The sequence below is a fragment of the Kribbella sp. ALI-6-A genome (assembly GCF_001984195.1).
Classification (GTDB): domain Bacteria; phylum Actinomycetota; class Actinomycetes; order Propionibacteriales; family Kribbellaceae; genus Kribbella.
In genome coordinates, this window is the sequence record NZ_MTQN01000011.1 from 118,625 (window position 1) to 135,986 (window position 17,362).

Genomic DNA, 17,362 nt, shown 5'->3' on the forward strand with positions numbered 1-17,362 from the left:
GGATCGACCCGGGCGCCGGCACTACGTGCGCCGCAGCCACCCAGCAATTCTCGAGATGGCTCAGGCCTCGAACGCCGACGGATACGCGTCTCGGTAGCTCGGCAGGCGGCCGGCCGGCGACTCGACCGTTTCAGCGGCCAGTACGGCGTGCACGACCGCTCGGGTGAGGGCGCGGGATGCGGCTGCGTAGATCCTCTCGAGTTGGGCGAGGGCGGCGGGGTCCGTGACGGTGAGGCGCGGGGTGTCTTTCGGCGCGGTGGAGGCGCCGAAGATCGAGTCGCCGTCGAGCAGGGTGTGGACGGGATCGATGGAGCGGGCCAGGCCGTCGTGGGCGATCATCGCGAGACGCTTGGCGGCGGCTTTGTCGAGGGGTGCGTCGGTGGCGACGACGGCGATGACCGTGTTCATGGCGGGGGCCGCAGGTGGGGGTGGTGGCGGCTCGGTGGGGGTTCTCAGATCGCCGAACTCGTTGTCCAGGGCAGCATGCTCGCCGAGGAGGCGGCCGGTTGGGGAGACTGCGGAGCCGACCGCGTTGACGATGGCCAACGCTCCCACCGTGGTTCCGTCCTCCAGTACGACGCTGGCGGTGCCGGTGCCGCCTTTGAGGGCGCCCGCCCGGGCTCCCGCGCCGGCGCCATGGTTGCCTTGGGCAACAGGGCCGTCATGGGCGGCGGCGATGGCGTCGCGACCCCACTCGGCGGTCGGGCGGGCGGTGAAGGAGCCGCCGCGGCCGAGGTCGAGGATGACGGCGGCGGGGACGATGGGGACGACGTCGTGGTCACCAGGGCCGACACGTACCCCTTCGCCGCGGAACTCCAGCCAGGACATGACGCCGCCGGCCGTGTCCAGGCCGTAAGCGCTCCCTCCGGTGAGCACGATCGCGTTGACACCGGGATTGGAGTTCACCGGGTCGAGCAGGTCGGTCTCGCGGGTGCCGGGCGCACCGCCGCGCACATCGACGCCGGCGACCGCCGCACCGGGGAAGTAGACGACCGTGGTGCCGGTCAGGTACGGCGGGTCGGTGCGTTCGACCTGGCCGACCAGGACGCCGGGGACATCGGTGATCGCGTTGTGCGGGCCTGGCTGCATGGATCCGTCATAGCACCCTGGGTAGGGTCTCAGGCCGGCGACGGGCGGAGGAGTCCGTCGAGGGCGGTCTGCAGGATCGGTTCGACGTACTCGGCGTCGCCGTTGATCGTTGCGATGGCGACGACCATGTCGAAGACCTGCTCGAGGGTGAGATCCTTGCGCACCTCCCCCGCCTCTTGGGCCGCGGCGAGCAGTGGCCGGCCCGCGGCGAGTCCGGCCGCGCGGCCGTCACCGAAGACCGCTTCGTCTCCACCGAGCTGCGTCAGCAGTTCGGTCGCGACCTCGCGCTTGGCGGTGATGAAAGCGAAGAACCGCCACAGCCACATCCGCAGCGCGGCCGCTGGAGTCTCACCCTCGGAAGCAGCGATCCCGGCGGCCTCGCACAGCGCCGTCACCTCGTCGGCGTAGACGGCTTCGAGCAGCTCGCGGCGGCTCGGGAAGTTCCGGTACAGCGTCGCCATTCCCACACCGGCGCGCCGCGAGACCGCGGCCATCGACGTCTCGCCGCCTTCACTGAACGCCGCGCGGGCCGCCGCGAGGATCTTGTCGCGGTTCCGCCGGGCGTCCGCCCGCCGCGCCGGGGCAGCACCCAGGCCCTTGGCTGCCCCGCCAGGACACTCGACTTCCCCAGACTCGCCGGCTCTCGCGCTCACCGCTCGGCGCCCCTGGATCCACACCCGCGGGCAGCACTCGGCACAGACGTCTCTTGTAAGTGGATAGCCTCTCCGTTACTGTCTAAGTGGACAGCCTCTCCGTTCATGCTCCGGAGACTACCCCACTCAGCGAAAGAGAACCCTCATGGACTACCGCCCACTGGGCCGTACCGGGATCACCGTCAGCGAGCTGTGCCTCGGCGCGATGATGTTCGGTGCCGCCGGCAATTCCGATCACGACGACTCGATCCGGATCATCCACCGCGCGCTCGACGCCGGGATCAACTTCATCGACACCGCGGACATCTACTCGGCCGGCGAGTCCGAGGAGATCGTCGGCAAGGCACTGGCCGGGCGTCGCGACGACATCGTGCTCGCCACCAAGGTCGGACTGCCGTTCGACGAGGATCCCAACCACCGCGGCGCCTCCCGCCGCTGGATCATCGAGTCGGTCGACCGCTCGCTGCGGCGGCTCGGCACCGACTGGATCGACCTTTACCAGATCCACCGCCTCGACCCGGACGTCGACATCGACGAGACCCTCGGCGCGCTGTCGGACCTGGTCAGCCAGGGCAAGATCCGCGCGTTCGGCGCCTCCACCGTCCCGGCGTCGCAGATCGTCGAGGCGCAGTGGACCGCCGAGCGACGCGGCAGAGAGCGCTTTCGCACCGAGCAACCGCCGTACTCGATGCTCGCTCGCGCGATCGAGAACGACGTCCTGCCGACCTGCCTGCGCTACGGGATGGGCGTGCTCACCTACAGCCCGCTCGCGATGGGCTGGCTGTCCGGGCGCTACCGCACGGACCAGGCAGTGCCCGAGTCCGCCCGGGCAGCGCGCTTCCCGGCGCGATGGGATCTCGGCCTCGAGGTCAACCAGCGCAAGCTCGCGGCCGCCGACGCGCTCGCGACGCTGGCCGAGGAAGCAGGGATGACGCTGATCGAGCTGGCGATCGCGTTCGTCGTTCGGCATCCCGCGGTCACCTCCGCGATCATCGGGCCGCGCACGCTGGAGCACCTCGAGTCGCAGCTGCCGGCCGCCGACGTCGAGCTGTCCACCGACGTGCTCGACCGGATCGACGAGATCGTGCCGCCCGGCGTGACCATCCACCCCGAAGACAACATGTCGTTCACGAACGCGCTCAGCCCGGCGATGCGGCGGCGCTGAAAATCGGTTGCAGCCCGCCTTAGCGTGGAAGGCATGAACGCCGATCAACTCTGCGGACTGCTGGCCGAACCGTCCCGCCTCAAGGTGTACTCCGCCGTCGTGCTCGGCGCCGGGACTCCGGATCAGGTCGCGGAACGAACCGGGCTCGGACCCGCGGTCGTCGGGAAGGCGCTCCAGCGGTTGTTCAAGAGCGAGCTGGTCGTTGCTGACAGCAACGGCTTACGAGCCGACGAAAGCGTGTTCAAGAACGCCGTACGGACGGGCCGGCCGGAGCGGGAACCGCTGTCCGCCGATCCGGAGCGGGACAACGTGCTGCGCTCGTTCGTCCGGGACGGACGGCTGACGCACTTCCCGACGGTCCCGGCCAAGTTCCGGGTCGTGCTGGAGTATCTGGCCGGCTCGTTCGAGACCGGCGTGCAGTACCCGGAGAGCGCGGTCAACGAGATCCTCCAGCGCTGGCACGACGACTACGCGACGCTGCGTCGTCAGCTGGTCGACTACGGCTTCCTGACCCGGGCCGACGCGGTCTACAGCCGCGCGGCCTGAGCCGCAGCCCGTTCCAGTACGCCGGGCGCCGGCACCGACCGGATCTGCTGAACGATCTGGCTGCGGGCGAACTCCCGGTGCTCGGCGGCGAGCTCCGGGTCGAGCGAATCGTTCACCTGCACGTGCAGATAGTTCAGCATGATCGCCAACCCGGCCGCGAATCCTTCCGGCTCGGTGATCAGCCCAGGACCACCCGCCGACCGGTACGCCGCGACGATGCGTCGTACGGCGTGCTCGTCGGTGAGGTGGTTGATCAGCAGGAAGCTCAACTCCTGGGTCGCGGACATCGGCCCGACGTTGTCCCAGTCGACCAGACAGGGGCCGTCGGCACCGATCAGCACGTTCGACGGCGCGAGGTCCCGGTGGCACCAGATCAGGTTGTCCACCGGGGCCGCGTTCACGAGTTCGGTGAGCTCGACGAGCCGGGGCACGGCCGGGGCCACCGCGGGTTCGCGCTCGGCCAGGGCCGGCCAGTCGACGTGGACGCGGCAGTAGAAGTCCTGCGGCTCCAGCGGCCCTTCGGTCCAGGCCACCTTGTGCATGGTTGCCGCCTGCTCCGCGAGCCAGCCCAGAGACTCGTCGCCCGGCACCGTGCCGTCCACCCACTCGTAAAGCCGCCAGCCGTCGGCGACGTACGCGCCGGCTGGAGTGGTGAGCGGCTCAGGGCTGCGCACGCCACAGGCCGCGCGGAACGCGATCTCCAGCCGGACGCGCTGCTCGTCGGGAGGAGTCCAGAACGCCTCCTTGGCAGCGAACACCCCGGCCCGGGTCTCGAGTCGCCAGACAGCTCCCATGGCGCCGCGCGCAATACGCTCGAAGGCAACCGCCCGACCGAGCCCGAAGGCGTCGGCCAACGCCTGAGCCGCGCCACCTACCCCAAACGAAGCCGTTTCCGGCGCACTCATGTCAGCCGTCGGGCCGGCATGTCCTGCCGCGGCTTCTCGTTCGGCGCGATCCGGATCGTCGTGTCGAGCACCGTCGCGCCCTGCGCCGCGACCAGCACCGACCGCAGATCCAGCCGCACGACCTCCTCCAGCTCCAACGTCAACCGCGAAACCCGGTGCAGCAGGTTCTCGATCGCGGCGATGTCCACCGGATCCGACCCGCGGTACCCGTACAGCAACGGCGCCGCCCGCACCTCCCGCACCATCTCCGCCGCATCGGCCGTCGTCAGCGGTGGCATCCGGTACGACCGGTCGCCGAGCAGATCGGTCGCCACGCCGGACAACCCGAACGACACCACCGGCCCGAACGCGACGTCCTCCTGCGCCGAGATCACCACCGGCACCCCCGGCGGCGCCATCTTCTGTACGACGAACTGCGCCCGCGCCGGGTCCGACGCGACCCCGAAGGTCCGCGTCATCTCCGCCCACGCCTCGCGCATGTCGTCCTCGTCGTGGATGTGCCGCCAGATGTCGGCCAGGTCCGGCCGCATCCGCCACTGCTCGGCGGTCGCCTTGAGGATCACCTCGTAGCCGAGATCGGCCGCCCGCGCGACCGCCTCGTCGGCCGACAGCACCGGGAACGCCGGCAGCACGCTGATGTCGTAGAAGCTGAGCAGCCGCTGGCGATCCGCGTCGTCCAGGTCGGCGCCGGCCGGATGCCGCTGCAGGAACTCCTGCACGAAGTCCTCCGCACCGGCCGAGTCGATGTTGGGCAGGACCGGGATCTGGTCGTCCGCCCGCTGCCGCCACTCGGCGTACTGGGTCGCCTTGGCCAGCGCGCCGACGGCGTACTGCGGGGACAGGAACGACGGGATCGAGCCGCGCGCCGCGCCGCCCTGCTCGCCGGGGACGCGAAGCTGCTCGGGCACGCTGCGCGACGCGAGGAATGTCGACAGGACCGGCTTGTCCGAGCCCGCCGCGGCGGCCGCGAGCACCTGGGCGACCTCGGCCACGTTCGACTGGACCGGCGGGGTGAAGATCACCACCACCGAGTGCACCTGGTCGTCGGCGATCACCGCGGTCAGCGCCTCGGAGAAGTCCGACGCCGAGGCGTCGGCGCTGAGCGTGTGGGGCTCCCCCGCGACGTCCAGCCCGCAGGTGGCCATCATGTCGAGCGCGAGCAGCGTCAGCGCGTCGGAGTTGCTGACGATCGCGACCCGCCGGCCCTTCGGCAACGGCTGGTGCGCGAGCAGCTGCGCCACGTCGAACAGCTCGCCCGTGGTGTCCACGCCGATCAGCCCGCTCTGCCGGAACAACGAGTCGACCGTTGCCGCCGGCAAGTGACTGCGCCGGACCGTGTGCCCGAGCGGAACGCCCTGGGTGGCCCGCCCCGACTTCAGCGCGATCACCGGCTTACGGCGCGCCAGCCGCCGCGCGACCCGGCTGAACTTGCGCGGATTGCCGAGCGACTCCAGGTAGAGCAGGACCACCTCGGTGGACTCGTCGGAGTACCAGTACTGCATCAGGTCGTTGCCGGACACATCGGCCCGGTTGCCCGCCGACACGAAGCTCGACAGCCCGAGACCGCGCCCGACCATGTCGGCCAGGATCGACACGCCGAGCGCGCCGGACTGGCAGAAGAACGCCACCCGCCCCGGACTCGGCATCAGCGGCGACAGTGTCGCGTTGAGCGAGACGCCGGAGGCGGTGTTGATCACGCCGAGCGCGTTCGGCCCGATCACGCGCATCCCGTACGAACGGGCGAGCCCGACCAGGCGGCGCTGCCGGCGGCGTCCCTCGGGGCCGACCTCGGCGAAGCCGCTCGACACCACGACCAGCCCGCGGACGCCCTTCGCGGCGCAGTCCAGCACCACGTCGACGACCGCCTCGGCCGGTACCGCGACCACGGCCAGGTCGACCGTGTCGTCGACGTCCCGGATCGTCCCGTACGCCGGGACGCCGTCGATTTCCTCGTCCTTGGTGTCGGTGTTCACGGCGTACAGGCGGCCCGGGAAGCCGGCGTCGCGCAGGTTGCGCAGCAGCGCGTTGCCGATCGTGCCCTCCCGCCGCGACGCGCCGATCACCGCGACGCTGGCCGGCGTCAGCAACCGGGCGATCGACAGCGCCTCGGACCGCTGCTCGCGGGCCTGCATCACCTCGAACGACGTGTCGGTGGGCGCGATGTCGAACTCGACCATGATCACGCCGTCCTCGAACTCCCGGGCCACCTTGTAGCCGGCCTCGGTGAAGACGGTGATCATCTTGCGGTTGTCCGGCAGCACCTCGGCCACGAACCGGGTGATGCCGTGCTCGCGCGCCGCCTGGGCCAGGTGCTCGAGCAGCAGTTGGCCGAGCCCGCGGCCCTGGTGCGCGTCCTCGATCAGGAACGCGACCTCCGCGGTCCGCCGGCCGGTCCGCTCGTAGCGGCCGACGCCGATCATCGCGTCGGCGACGGTGACGATCAGCGCGAGGCGGTCGTGGTAGTCGACCTGGGTGAACCTGGCCACGTCCCGGTCCGACAGTTGCGGGTACGGCGCGAAGAACCGGTAGTACTTCGACTGCTCCGAGACCCGCGCGTAGAACTCGACCAGCAGGTCGGCGTCGTCCGGTGTGATCGGCCTCAGATGCGCGGTCGCGCCGTCGCGCAGTACGACGTCCGCCTCGAACTCCACCGGGTAGCCGTCGGGCCGCCCGGCCAGCGGCCGTCCAGCCAGCGGCAGGCCCGCGAGGGTCTGCCCGGCGGTCTCTGGCTCCTCCGGCGATGTCACCCGATCAGCCTACTCACCGGACGGCGGCCTCACGACGCCATTCCGGTGCACGGAAGGTGCTCACATAGGGTCTGCAGTCATGTGGTGGCTGAGCGCGCTCGGCGGACTGGGCGTGCTGGTCACGGGTCTGCTCGGGCTGGACGACGCAGCAGGCGTGCTGGAGCGCATCGCCTCGGTCCTGGTGTTCCTGGTCGCCGTGACGGTGATCGCAGGGCTCGCCGACTCGGCGAAGGTATTCGACGTCGCGGCCCGGGAGGCGGCTTACCTGGCGCGTGGCAAGACGTGGCGCCTGTGGCTGCTGGTCGTCGTACTGGCTACTGCGCTCACCATCGTGCTGTCGCTCGACACGTGCGCGGTGCTGCTGACTCCGGTCGTACTGGCGATGGCGCGGCAGCTGAGCATCCCGCCGAAGCTGTTCGCCTTCACCACGGTCTGGCTGGCCGGTACGGCGTCGCTGCTGCTGCCCGTGTCCAACCTCACCAACCTGCTGGCGCTGCACCGGCTCGACCAGCTGGGTCTGGGCCTGGCGGACTACCTCGCGCTGAGCTGGCGCCCCGCGGTCACCGCCATCGTGATCACCGTCGCGGTGCTGGCCGCCCTGTTCCACCGAGACCTGCGCCGCGAGTACGCCGTACCGGAGACCCCGGCTGTCGACGACAAGGTCCTCTTCTGGAGCTCCGCCGGCATCTGCCTCGCCCTGGGACCGGCGTTCGTGTCGGGCGTCGACGTAGCCATCCCGGCGACCATCGGCGCGCTCATCCTCACCGGACTGTTCGCAGTACGACGCCGAGCGGCGCTGAAGTGGTCCCTAATCCCCTGGCGGCTGGTTGTCACCGTGGTCGGCCTGTTCCTGGTCGTCGGCGCACTCACCGCTCACGGACTGGAACAGCTTCTCGGCGACGTGGCCGGCACAGTCTCCGCCGGCCTCGGCTCCGACCTCCGGCTCACCGGTACGGCAGCCGTCGGGGCGAACGCGTTCGACAACCTCCCGGCGTACCTGGCGATGGAACCAGTGGCCGCCGCGGAAGGTCATCGGATGATGCTGCTGCTGATCGGCGTGAACTGCGGCTGCCTACTGACCCTGTGGGGCTCGCTGGCCACGCTGATCTGGCGGGACCGCTGCGTCGCGGCAGGCGTCCACATCTCCTGGTGGTCGTTCCTGTGGCGCGGACTCGTGTTGATCCCCTTGGTGCTCGCCGGGGCGGTTGCCGCGCTGCGGCTCGGCTAGTTGTCCACAGACACGCGCGAGCCCGATTGCCGTGGGCGTCCGGGTGAGGGAATCATGCCCTGCATGAGCGAGGAACAGAGCACCTCGGACAACACCCGGGCCTTCCGTGAGGCGCGCGACTTCCTGGTCGCGCACCGGGAGGACTACGACACGGCGTACCGGGACTTCAGCTGGCCGGCGTTCGACCGGTTCAACTGGGCGCGGGACTGGTTCGACGCGCTTGCCGTCGAGCAGGCCGAGGTGGCGGCGCTGACGATCGTCGAGGAGGACGGCGAGGTCAACTCGCTCACCTACGCGCAGATGGCCGAGCGGTCGCGCCAGGTGGCCGGCTGGCTCACCGAGCACGGGCTGCAGCCCGGCGACCGGGTCCTGATCGTGCTCGGCAACACCGTGCCGCTCTGGGAGGTCATGCTCGGCTGCATCCGGGCCGGCGCGGTGATGATCCCGGCAACGACTCTGCTCACCGACGCCGATCTGGCCGACCGGATCACGCGCGGCGGCGTGCGGGTGGTCGTCACCAGCAGCGCCGACGCCTCCCGGTACGCCGGGATCGCGGACCACTGCCTTCGGGTCGGCATCGGCGAGCCGGTCGAGGGCTGGCTCGACTACGACGACAGCCGCCAGTACGACGGTCCGGTGCCCGAGGTCGACACCTCGGCCGACGACTCGCTGCTGCTCTACTTCACCTCCGGCACGACCAGCGAGCCGAAGCTGGTCGAGCACACCCAGGTCAGCTACCCGGTCGGTCATCTGTCGACGATGTACTGGATCGGGCTCCAACCCGGTGACGTGCACCTCAACGTGTCGTCGCCGGGATGGGCGAAGCACTCGTGGAGCAACGTCTTCGCGCCCTGGAACGCGGGCGCGACCGTCTTTCTCTACAACTACACGCGCTTCGACGCCGAGAAGATGCTGCAGGTGCTGCAGACGTACGGCGTGACCACGTTCTGCGCGCCGCCGACGGTCTGGCGGATGCTGATCCAGGCCGACCTGTCCGCGGTCGAGGTGGCGATCCGGGAGTGCATCTCGGCCGGTGAGCCGCTCAACCCGGAGGTGATCGAGCAGGTCCGCAACGCGTGGGGCATCACGATCCGCGACGGGTACGGCCAGACCGAGACCACCGCCCAGATCGGCAACCCGCCGGGCCAGCCGGTCAAGCTCGGCTCGATGGGCCGGCCGCTGCCCGGGTACTCGATCGCGCTGGTCGACCCGGCCACCGACACGGTCGGCGACGACGGCGAGATCTGCATCGAGCTCGCTCCCCCGCCGGTGCCGCTGATGCGCGGCTACCGCGATGCGAAGGCGCTGACCGACGAGGTGATGCGCGGCGGTTTCTACCACACCGGCGACGTCGCCAGCCGCGACGAGGACGGCTACATCACCTACGTCGGGCGCTCCGACGACGTGTTCAAGGCCAGCGACTACCGGATCTCGCCGTTCGAGCTGGAGTCGGTGCTGATCGAGCACCCGGCCGTCGCCGAGGCGGCCGTCGTACCGTCGCCGGACCCGGTCCGCCTGGCCGTGCCGAAGGCGTACGTCGTCCTGGCGCCCGGCCGCGAGCCGTCGCGCGAACTGGCCGGCGAGATCCTCCAGTTCTGCCGCGACCACCTGGCGGCGTACAAGCGGATCCGGCGAATCGAGTTCGCCGAGCTGCCGAAAACCATCTCGGGCAAGATCCGCCGGGTCGAGCTGCGCACCGAGGAAGCCGACAAGGTCGCCGGCGGTCAGCACCCCGAACACGCCTACGACGAGTCCGACTTCCAACAGCCCTGACGCCTGGACCGGGAGACGCTTCCACCACTCGACGCGTGATGGAATGGCCGGATGTCAGTCGACACCGGCCTGGGGGTATCCGCGCTCGTCGTCCTGCCGTTGCTCGTGGCAATCGCCGTCCTGGCGTCGCGCCAGGCTCAGCTGAGGCACGACAAAGGGATCGTCACCGCCGCCCTGCGGGCCGTGCTGCAGCTGGCGCTGGTCGGCGCGGTCGTCGGGTTCGCCCTGCAGACGATCTGGGGTGCGCTCGCGTTCGTCCTGGTGATGCTGACCGTCGCGACCTTCACCAGCACCCGGCGGATCCACGGCACCGCGGTCGTGCCCGGTCAGCTCATGTTCTGTGCGATCGCGATCGGCGGCAGCGCCTGCGTGATCCTGCTCCTGCTGATCCTGCCCGGCGTCGTCCCGCGCAACCCGGAGACGATCCTGCCGATGGGCGGCATCATCATCGGCGGCACGATGAACGCGACCACGCTGGCCGGCCGTCGCCTGCTCGCCGAGTACGGCGGCCGCTTCGGCGAGTACGAGGCCGGCCTGTCGATCGGACTGCTGCCGGCGGAGGCGTTCAAGCTGGTCGCCGGCCCGACCGCCGGTGACGCGCTGCTGCCCGCGCTCGACCAGACCCGTACGGTCGGCCTGGTCACCCTGCCCGGCGCGTTCGTCGGCATGGTGCTCGGCGGCGCGTCACCGACCGCGGCCGCGGCCCTGCAGCTCGTGGTCCTGCTCGGCCTGGTCGCCGCCGAGTCGCTCGCCATTCTGGTCACCACGGAGCTCCTTGCCCGCGCCGCGCTGCCGGACGGGCGTACCGTTTCCTCATGACCGACGACAAGAGCATCCTCCACCGCATCAACGACCTGGTGTCCGAGGAGCACGACCTGCGCTCCAAGCACGCGGCCGGCACGATCGACGACGCCGACGAGAAGGCCCGCCTGCGCGCCCTCGAGGTCGAGCTGGACCAGTGCTGGGACCTGCTGCGCCAGCGCCGCGCCAAGCGCGAGTTCGGCGACGACCCGAACACCGCCCAGGCCCGCTCCGCCGACACGGTCGAGGGCTACCTCAACTAACAAGCCGGCGGCAGGGCGCCCACCGGCACCCTGCCGCCGCTTTTACTGCTCTTCTCCAGCCGGTGTGCCCTCAGAAGCCACGCAATCTGTCCGGCGTGATCCGGATCAGCACGGGGTAATCCTGGTGAAACTGCTCCGCGGTCATCCCCAGACTCGCCAGCCCCTCCGCGTACTTGGCGTCGTACACCGCCCGCTCCTCGTCCGTCGGCCCAGCCGGGTCGATCACCGCGTCCCCCGACAGCACCCCGACGTCCCCGCCGGTGAAGGTGGCATTGAAGTGCACCGCCACCCGCGGCTGCCGCTCGATGTTGTGCAGCTTCGGCTTCCCCGCCTGGCTGAAGACCAGCACCTCCCGCCCGTTCCAGTGGAACCACACCGGGCTGGGCGCCGGCGTCCCCGACTTGCCGACGGTGGTCAGCCACACCACCTGCTCGCCGGCCAGCTGTTTCTCGATCCGGGCGCCGAACGCGGTGGACGTGTCGATCGTGAACATGTGAACCCCCTCTGGCTCAGTCGGTCTCGCCGAACAGTCGGTCAGGCCGGACCCAGGCGTCCCCACTCGATCGCCGGGCAGCGGTTCATCACCATCGTCAATCCCGCCGCCGTCGTTCGGGCATAGGCGTCCGGATCCACCACATCCAGCTGGAACCAGACCGCGCGGGCGTTGATTCCCACCGCCTCGTCCGCGATCGCGCCGGCCAGCTCCGAGCGGACGAACACGTCCACACAGTCCACCGCGAACGGAATGTCGGCCAGCGACGCGTACCCCTGCTCGCCGTGCACGGTCTCCGCCGAGGGATGCACCGGCACGATCCGTTTCCCGTGCTGCTGCAGGAACCGCGCCACGCCGTACGCCGCCCGGCTCGCGTTGTTCGACAGGCCGACCACTGCCCAGGTCTGGCAGTCGGCCAGGATCTTCCGGATATCGCTCTCATCAGCCCAGTTCGCCATACCGTCGATCTTGCCTCAGCCGGCCAACCTAGGCCTGTCGGCGCAGGTACGTGAGCACCGCCGACACCCGCCGGTCCAGACCGTCTTCCAGGTGCAGCTTCGCGAAGATGTTGCCGACGTGCTTGCGGACCGCGGCCTCGCTGACGACGAGTTGCTCCGCGATCGACGCGTTCACCCGCCCCTCGGCCATCAGCGCGAGCACTTCCAGCTCCCGCGGGGTGAGCGCCGCCAACGGCCCGTCGTCCCGCCGCCGCGCCAGCAACTGGCGAACCACCTCCGGATCCACCACCGTCCCGCCCTCCGCCACCCGGTCCAGCGACGCGAGGAACTCCGTGACGTGCCCGACCCGATCCTTCAGCAGGTAGCCGATCCCGCCGGTCGTTGTCTCCAGCAACGACGACAGGTACGCGTCGGCGACGTACTGGGACAGCACCAGGATTCCGATCGACGGCAGCTCGGCCCGGATCGCGGCCGCCGCGCGCAGTCCCTCGTCGCTGTGTCCCGGCGGCATCCGGACGTCGGTGATCACGACGTCCGGCGGATCCTTGCGGACGACGGCCAGCAGGGTGTCCGCGTCGCCGACGGCGTCACGCACCTCGTGCCCGGCCCGGTCGAGAATGCTGGCCAGTCCCTCTCGCAGCAGCATCGAGTCCTCGGCGAGCACGATGCTCAGTCGTCGAGCCGGCACGGGCTCTCCATCCGTAGTCGAGTGGGCCCACCGGGTGGGCTGGACAGGTCGAGTGTGCCGCCCAAGGCGTCCAACCGGGTCACCAGCCCGGTCAGGCCGGTCCCGTTCGCCGGGTCGGCGCCGCCGGTTCCGTCGTCGGTGACGGTGACCACGAGCCGGTCGCGATTGATCCAGGCCTGCACGTGACAACTCTTGGCGTTGGCGTGCTTGGCGACGTTGCCCAGTGCCTCGCTGACGAAGAAGTACGCCGCGGCCTCGATCGGCGGCGGCAACCGGTTCGGCAGGGCCATCTGCACGGCCACCGGCAGCGGACTCCGGTCGGCCACCTCCCGTACGGCGGCCTCCAGCCCGAGGTCGACGAGCACGCGCGGGTGAATCCCACGCACCGCCTCGCGCAGATCGGCCAGCGCGGCCTCGGCCTCGCCGTGGGCCTTCACCACCAGCCGCTTGCTCTCCCCCTCGGGCAGATCGAGCTCGGCGAGCCCGAGCGTCATGGTCAACCCGACCAGCCGCTGCTGTACGCCGTCGTGCAGGTGCCGCTCGATCCGGGCGCGCTCGGTCTCGAACGCGTCGACCAGGTCGAGCCGGGACCGGCGCAGCTCGGCGACGTTGCGGCGCAGCTCGTCCTCGCGCGGCCCGAGCAGCGCCTTGGCCAGCGAGGCCTGGGCGGCCGCGACCACACCGATCAGGTACGACGACACGACGTAGAAACACGGCCCGAAGGTGACCAGGAACAGGAAGCCCTCTCCGGTCGTGTCCAGCACCCACGGGCCCATCCCCATCGTGTCGTCGGTCGCGATGAGTGGGGCGAGCAAGGTGATGCCGAGGATGACCGCGCTCAGGCCGGCCGTGGCCGCGCTGAAGAACCAGACGAACGTGCCGAGCAGTACGCCGTACCCGAGAGCGCGCAACGACGCCTGCTCTCGCCGCCGGAACTTCAGCCGCTCGCGCCGGTTCATCCCGGCCGGCATCGCCGCGTGCGGGCTGCGAATGCCCGTCGGCAGCACCAGCCGGGCCCGCTGACGCTCGACGATCCCGATCACCACGCCGAACAGCGGGAACGCGGTCAGCAGCAGCACGCCGATCACGATCGGACTGAGCACCGCACTGACCGCGACTCCGGCGATGAGCACCACGATCGTCAGCAGGCCGATCGGCACGGAGCTCAGGAGATAGGCATAGCTGCGCCACGGCCACGACGAGACGAGGTAGCGCGGCATGGCCAACGCGGCCCAGGCCGAGTTCGGTTCCTGCACACAGCAACCCTAGGCGCCGCACAGGCCCGCGGACGGTAGCTTCCGCGCTACCTCTACTGTCCCGCGCAAGCCAGCGCGCGATCCGCTGCGCGACGGTTGGCTGGGACCATGACCACCACGGCACCTCACCACCACCCTGTTCAGCACCCGTCCGACCAGCCCGCGTTGCTGCTCGACGGCATCACCAAGACCTACAAGTCCAAAGCCGGTGCCGTGGATGCTCTGCGGGGCGTGACGTACCACTTCCGGCGCGGCTCCTACACCGCGGTGATGGGCCCCTCGGGCTCCGGCAAGTCGACGTTGCTGCAATGTGCGGCCGGCCTCGACAAGCCGACCACCGGCGGAGTCGTGCTCAACGGCGTCCCGCTGCACGGGCTCTCGGAGGTCGCGCTCACCAAACTCCGCCGGGACCAGATGGGTTTCGTCTTCCAGGCCTACAATTTGCTGCCCTCGCTCACTGTCTACGACAACGTCGCCCTGCCTTTGCGGCTGACCGGCCGCCGCCCGAAGCGTGACGACGTCCACAACGTGCTGCAGCAGGTCGGGCTCGAGGACAAGGCCAAGCGCCGCCCGGCCGAGCTGTCCGGCGGCCAGCAGCAACGGGTGGCGATCGCCCGCGCGCTGATCACCCACCCGGCCGTCTTCTTCGCCGACGAACCGACCGGCGCCCTGGACAGCAGCACCAGCCGCCAGGTCCTCGAACTGTTGCGCGCGGCAACCGATCGCAGCGGTCAAACTGTCGTCATGGTCACCCACGACCCGGTCGCCGCGGCGTACGCCGACCGCGTGCTGTTCCTGTCCGACGGCGCCGTCGCGGGCTCGCTCGACCGGGGCACCCCGCAGCAGATCGCCGCCGCGATGAGCGACCTGGAACGCTGATGTTCTTCCTCAGCCGCCGCACCGTCAGCCGGCACCGCTCCCTGTACGCCGGCTCCTTCGTCGCCCTCGCCGTCGGGGTCTTCCTGCTCGGCCTGGCCGCGACCGCCACCGCCGCCACCATCGCGTACGACGCCCCGCCCGGCAGCACCATCGCCGTTCACCTCCCCGGCGGCGACGGGGTCGATCCGCACACCGTGCAGATCAGTCCCACCGGCGAGGACGCCTCCGGACTGCAGGTCGTGCTCAGCATGGTCGGTACGATTTGCGGGTTCATCACGATCTTCGTGATCGCCAGCACGTTCGCGTTCGCCGTCGCGTCCCGCCGACGGGAGATCGGCCTGCTCCGGCTGGTCGGCGCGACGCCGCGGCAGATCCGCCGGATGATCCTCGGCGAGGCGCTCGTCGTGGCGCTCGCCGCGTCCTTCACGGGCGCCCTACTGGCTCAGCTGGCGACGCCGCTGCTGCTCGCGAAGGCGTCGTACTCGGAGCTGGCGCCGGTGAAGCTGGAGCCGGCCAGTCCGTGGGTTCCGCTGGCGATCGCGATGGGGATCGGGCTTATCGTCGCGATGCTCGGCGCCCGCTCGGCCGCTCGGCGCGCCGGCAAGATCGGCGCCGTCGACGCGCTGCGCGAGGCCGCGCTGGAGCCGCCGCGGATCGGTCCGGTGCGGGTGGTCTTCGGTGGTCTGGTGCTGGCCGGTTCGATCGTGCTGCTGGCGCTGATCCAGCCGGGGACCGGTGAAGGGGTGATCCCGCTGGCGATGTTCACGCCGATGCTGCTGGTGATCGCGCTCACCCTGCTCGCGCCGCTGGTCGTGCCCGCGGTCGGCCGCTTGCTCGCCGTACCGCTGGTGGCCTGGACCAACGTCTCCGGCCGGCTCGCCAAGAGCAACGTCGTCGCGGCACCTCGCCGTACGGCGTCGCTGGCGGCTCCGATCCTGGCGATCTCCGCGATCGCCGGGTCGATGGTGCTCACGCTCAGCTTCGCCGCCGACGCCTCGGTCGCCACCATCCGCGAGACCCTGTTCGCGCCGGTGGTCGTCACTGACACCGGCGCCGCGGAGAACCTCGGAGAGCGCGTTCTCGGGACCTCGGGCGTTTCCGCCGTCGACGGCGCGATCCCGCTCACGGTGATCCGCACGAGCAGCGACTCCGCCGACCTCGAGGACGCCGAAGGCATCGACCCGGCCGTGGCGCCACGGGCCCGCCGGCTGGAAGTGCTCTCCGGCGATCTCGGCGCGCTCTCCGCAGGCAACACCGTTGCCATCAGCAAGGAACTCGCCGGGTACGAGGGCTACCGGGTCGGCTCCGAGATTCCGGTCACCTTCCTCGACGGCCGCGCCGCGCGGCTGAAGGTGGTCGCGATCGTCCGGACCGCGGCCGAGGTGAACGCCTCGATGCTCGTCTCGCAGGACCTGGCGCGGGCTCACGCCCCGAAGGCTCAGCCCGTCCGGTGGTTCGTGCTGCCCGAGCCCGGCGTCGATCACCACACCTTGCTCGACGCTCTCAACAACATCCCCGGCGCCCGCGCCGTACCCGCCGCCACCTGGGAGGCCGAACAGGGGCAGGGCGTCCGCGACGGCAACAAGCTCGGCCTGCTCCTGCTGCTCGGTCCTGCCGCGCTCTACAGCGCGATCGCGATCGTGAACACGCTGCTGATGGGCAGCCTCCAGCGCGGTCGCGAGTTCGTCACCTCCCGCCTGCTCGGCGCCACGCCCGCGCAGATCCGCCGAATGGTGCTCTGGGAGTCCACGCTGGTCGGCGCGGTCGCCCTCACGCTCGGCACGGTCATCACGGTCACCGTCGGCGCCCTGATCCGCAACGCGATGACCGACGGACTCAACCAGGTCCCGGTCACCGTGCCCTGGATCACCCTGCTCGGCATCGCCGTCATCTGTCTGGTCCTGGCCGCCGGGTCGGCGCTCGCGCCAACAGCCTTCATCCTGCGTCACTCGCATCCCTCGGCCGCCGCGGAGTAACACGCGGCGTACAGCTGGGCCAACACTTCGATCTGGACGACACCCGGCGGTCGGCGGCCCGCGATCCGCGGACGATCGGAACGCCGGTCCGGCCGGTGGGACCTCCGCCGGCTGAACAGGCCGGCGGACGAGAAAGGAACCACCATGCGCAAACGACTGATCGCCGGCGCCCTGCTCACCGCGGGGCTGCTCGCCGTCCCGGCCACCGCCCTGGCCGACGACTCCGTCCGCATCACCAGCGGCACCACTGATTCGGTCCGGATCACCAGCGACACCACCGACTCGGTCCGCATCACCAGCGACACCACCGACTCGGTCCGGATCACGGCCGACTCGGTCCGGATCACCTCCGGGCCGTCGCCGGACGACAAGATCTGGTGATGCCCGGCCGGGGTCCGTTCGCACGGGCGGACCCCGGCGCCGGCCGTCGCCCGGCCTCACG

17 protein-coding genes are annotated in these 17,362 nt (G+C 70.6%); 9 read left to right on the top strand and 8 right to left on the bottom strand.

Features of this window, described 5'->3' with window-relative positions; genetic code table 11:
* Nucleotides 1-60: 60 nt before the first annotated feature.
* Both BWI15_RS21140 and BWI15_RS21145 read right to left on the bottom strand, forming a co-directional pair.
* The gene (locus tag BWI15_RS21140) at nucleotides 61-1,089 is read right to left on the bottom strand and encodes a P1 family peptidase (RefSeq protein ID WP_077016223.1); all 1,029 of its coding nucleotides are present in this window, start codon (nucleotides 1,087-1,089) and stop codon (nucleotides 61-63) included.
* A 29-nt stretch (nucleotides 1,090-1,118) separates the two neighbouring features.
* Complete coding sequence (locus BWI15_RS21145; protein ID WP_202817704.1) at nucleotides 1,119-1,742, bottom strand: TetR/AcrR family transcriptional regulator; 624 nt, start codon at nucleotides 1,740-1,742, stop codon at nucleotides 1,119-1,121.
* 145 nt (nucleotides 1,743-1,887) lie between these two features.
* Here BWI15_RS21145 and BWI15_RS21150 point away from each other — a divergent pair, with 145 nt between their 5' ends.
* Together BWI15_RS21150 and BWI15_RS21155 are read left to right on the top strand one after the other, a co-directional pair.
* Nucleotides 1,888-2,907 (top strand): aldo/keto reductase, encoded by a 1,020-nt coding sequence (locus tag BWI15_RS21150; RefSeq protein ID WP_077016224.1) that lies wholly within the window; start codon nucleotides 1,888-1,890, stop codon nucleotides 2,905-2,907.
* 33 nt (nucleotides 2,908-2,940) lie between these two features.
* Entirely contained in the window at nucleotides 2,941-3,453 is a 513-nt protein-coding gene (locus tag BWI15_RS21155) for a DUF2087 domain-containing protein (RefSeq protein ID WP_077016225.1), read from the top strand.
* Here BWI15_RS21155 and BWI15_RS21160 read toward each other — a convergent pair.
* Nucleotides 3,435-4,247, bottom strand: a complete 813-nt coding sequence (locus BWI15_RS21160; RefSeq protein WP_077016226.1) for a phosphotransferase — start codon at nucleotides 4,245-4,247, stop codon at nucleotides 3,435-3,437. The two genes, BWI15_RS21155 and BWI15_RS21160, sit on opposite strands and share 19 nt — an antisense overlap.
* A gap of 107 nt (nucleotides 4,248-4,354) precedes the next feature.
* Nucleotides 4,355-7,105 carry a bifunctional acetate--CoA ligase family protein/GNAT family N-acetyltransferase gene (locus BWI15_RS21165; RefSeq protein ID WP_237771391.1) on the bottom strand — a complete coding sequence of 917 codons (2,751 nt, stop codon included), beginning with the start codon at nucleotides 7,103-7,105 and terminating at the stop codon, nucleotides 4,355-4,357.
* A gap of 79 nt (nucleotides 7,106-7,184) precedes the next feature.
* Here BWI15_RS21165 and BWI15_RS21170 point away from each other — a divergent pair, with 79 nt between their 5' ends.
* The 4 genes from BWI15_RS21170 (at nucleotide 7,185) to BWI15_RS21185 (ending at nucleotide 11,170) form a co-directional block, all read left to right on the top strand.
* Entirely contained in the window at nucleotides 7,185-8,333 is a 1,149-nt protein-coding gene (locus tag BWI15_RS21170; protein WP_077016227.1) for an SLC13 family permease, read from the top strand.
* A gap of 63 nt (nucleotides 8,334-8,396) precedes the next feature.
* Nucleotides 8,397-10,106 carry an AMP-binding protein gene (locus tag BWI15_RS21175; protein ID WP_077016228.1) on the top strand — a complete coding sequence of 570 codons (1,710 nt, stop codon included), beginning with the start codon at nucleotides 8,397-8,399 and terminating at the stop codon, nucleotides 10,104-10,106.
* 51 nt (nucleotides 10,107-10,157) lie between these two features.
* A complete protein-coding gene (locus BWI15_RS21180) occupies nucleotides 10,158-10,925 on the top strand; it encodes an ABC transporter permease (protein WP_077016229.1) in 768 nt (255 codons plus the stop codon).
* The gene (locus BWI15_RS21185) at nucleotides 10,922-11,170 is read left to right on the top strand and encodes a DUF2630 family protein (protein ID WP_077016230.1); all 249 of its coding nucleotides are present in this window, start codon (nucleotides 10,922-10,924) and stop codon (nucleotides 11,168-11,170) included. Before BWI15_RS21180 ends, BWI15_RS21185 begins: the two co-directional genes overlap by 4 nt.
* Nucleotides 11,171-11,240: 70 nt before the next feature.
* On the opposite strand, the gene BWI15_RS21190 is transcribed toward BWI15_RS21185, so the two are convergent.
* The 4 genes from BWI15_RS21190 to BWI15_RS21205 are packed head-to-tail and all read right to left on the bottom strand — an operon-like array spanning nucleotide 11,241 to nucleotide 14,065.
* Nucleotides 11,241-11,663: a TIGR03667 family PPOX class F420-dependent oxidoreductase gene (locus BWI15_RS21190; RefSeq protein WP_077016231.1), complete on the bottom strand. Its 423-nt coding sequence runs from the start codon at nucleotides 11,661-11,663 to the stop codon at nucleotides 11,241-11,243.
* A 41-nt stretch (nucleotides 11,664-11,704) separates the two neighbouring features.
* Entirely contained in the window at nucleotides 11,705-12,121 is a 417-nt protein-coding gene (locus BWI15_RS21195; RefSeq protein ID WP_077016232.1) for a CoA-binding protein, read from the bottom strand.
* Between the two features lie 28 nt (nucleotides 12,122-12,149).
* Entirely contained in the window at nucleotides 12,150-12,809 is a 660-nt protein-coding gene (locus tag BWI15_RS21200; RefSeq protein WP_077016233.1) for a response regulator transcription factor, read from the bottom strand.
* Nucleotides 12,791-14,065 carry a sensor histidine kinase gene (locus BWI15_RS21205; protein WP_083750917.1) on the bottom strand — a complete coding sequence of 425 codons (1,275 nt, stop codon included), beginning with the start codon at nucleotides 14,063-14,065 and terminating at the stop codon, nucleotides 12,791-12,793. The genes BWI15_RS21200 and BWI15_RS21205 overlap by 19 nt, the downstream gene beginning before the upstream one ends.
* 108 nt (nucleotides 14,066-14,173) lie before the next feature.
* On the opposite strand from BWI15_RS21205, the gene BWI15_RS21210 reads away from it, so the two are divergent.
* The 3 genes from BWI15_RS21210 (at nucleotide 14,174) to BWI15_RS21220 (ending at nucleotide 17,301) form a co-directional block, all read left to right on the top strand.
* A complete protein-coding gene (locus BWI15_RS21210) occupies nucleotides 14,174-14,944 on the top strand; it encodes an ABC transporter ATP-binding protein (protein WP_077016234.1) in 771 nt (256 codons plus the stop codon).
* On the top strand, nucleotides 14,944-16,920 hold the full coding sequence (locus BWI15_RS21215; RefSeq protein WP_077016235.1) for an FtsX-like permease family protein: 1,977 nt from the start codon (nucleotides 14,944-14,946) through the stop codon (nucleotides 16,918-16,920). The genes BWI15_RS21210 and BWI15_RS21215 overlap by 1 nt, the downstream gene beginning before the upstream one ends.
* 144 nt (nucleotides 16,921-17,064) lie before the next feature.
* Nucleotides 17,065-17,301, top strand: a complete 237-nt coding sequence (locus tag BWI15_RS21220; RefSeq protein WP_077016236.1) for a hypothetical protein — start codon at nucleotides 17,065-17,067, stop codon at nucleotides 17,299-17,301.
* Nucleotides 17,302-17,362: the final 61 nt, after the last annotated feature.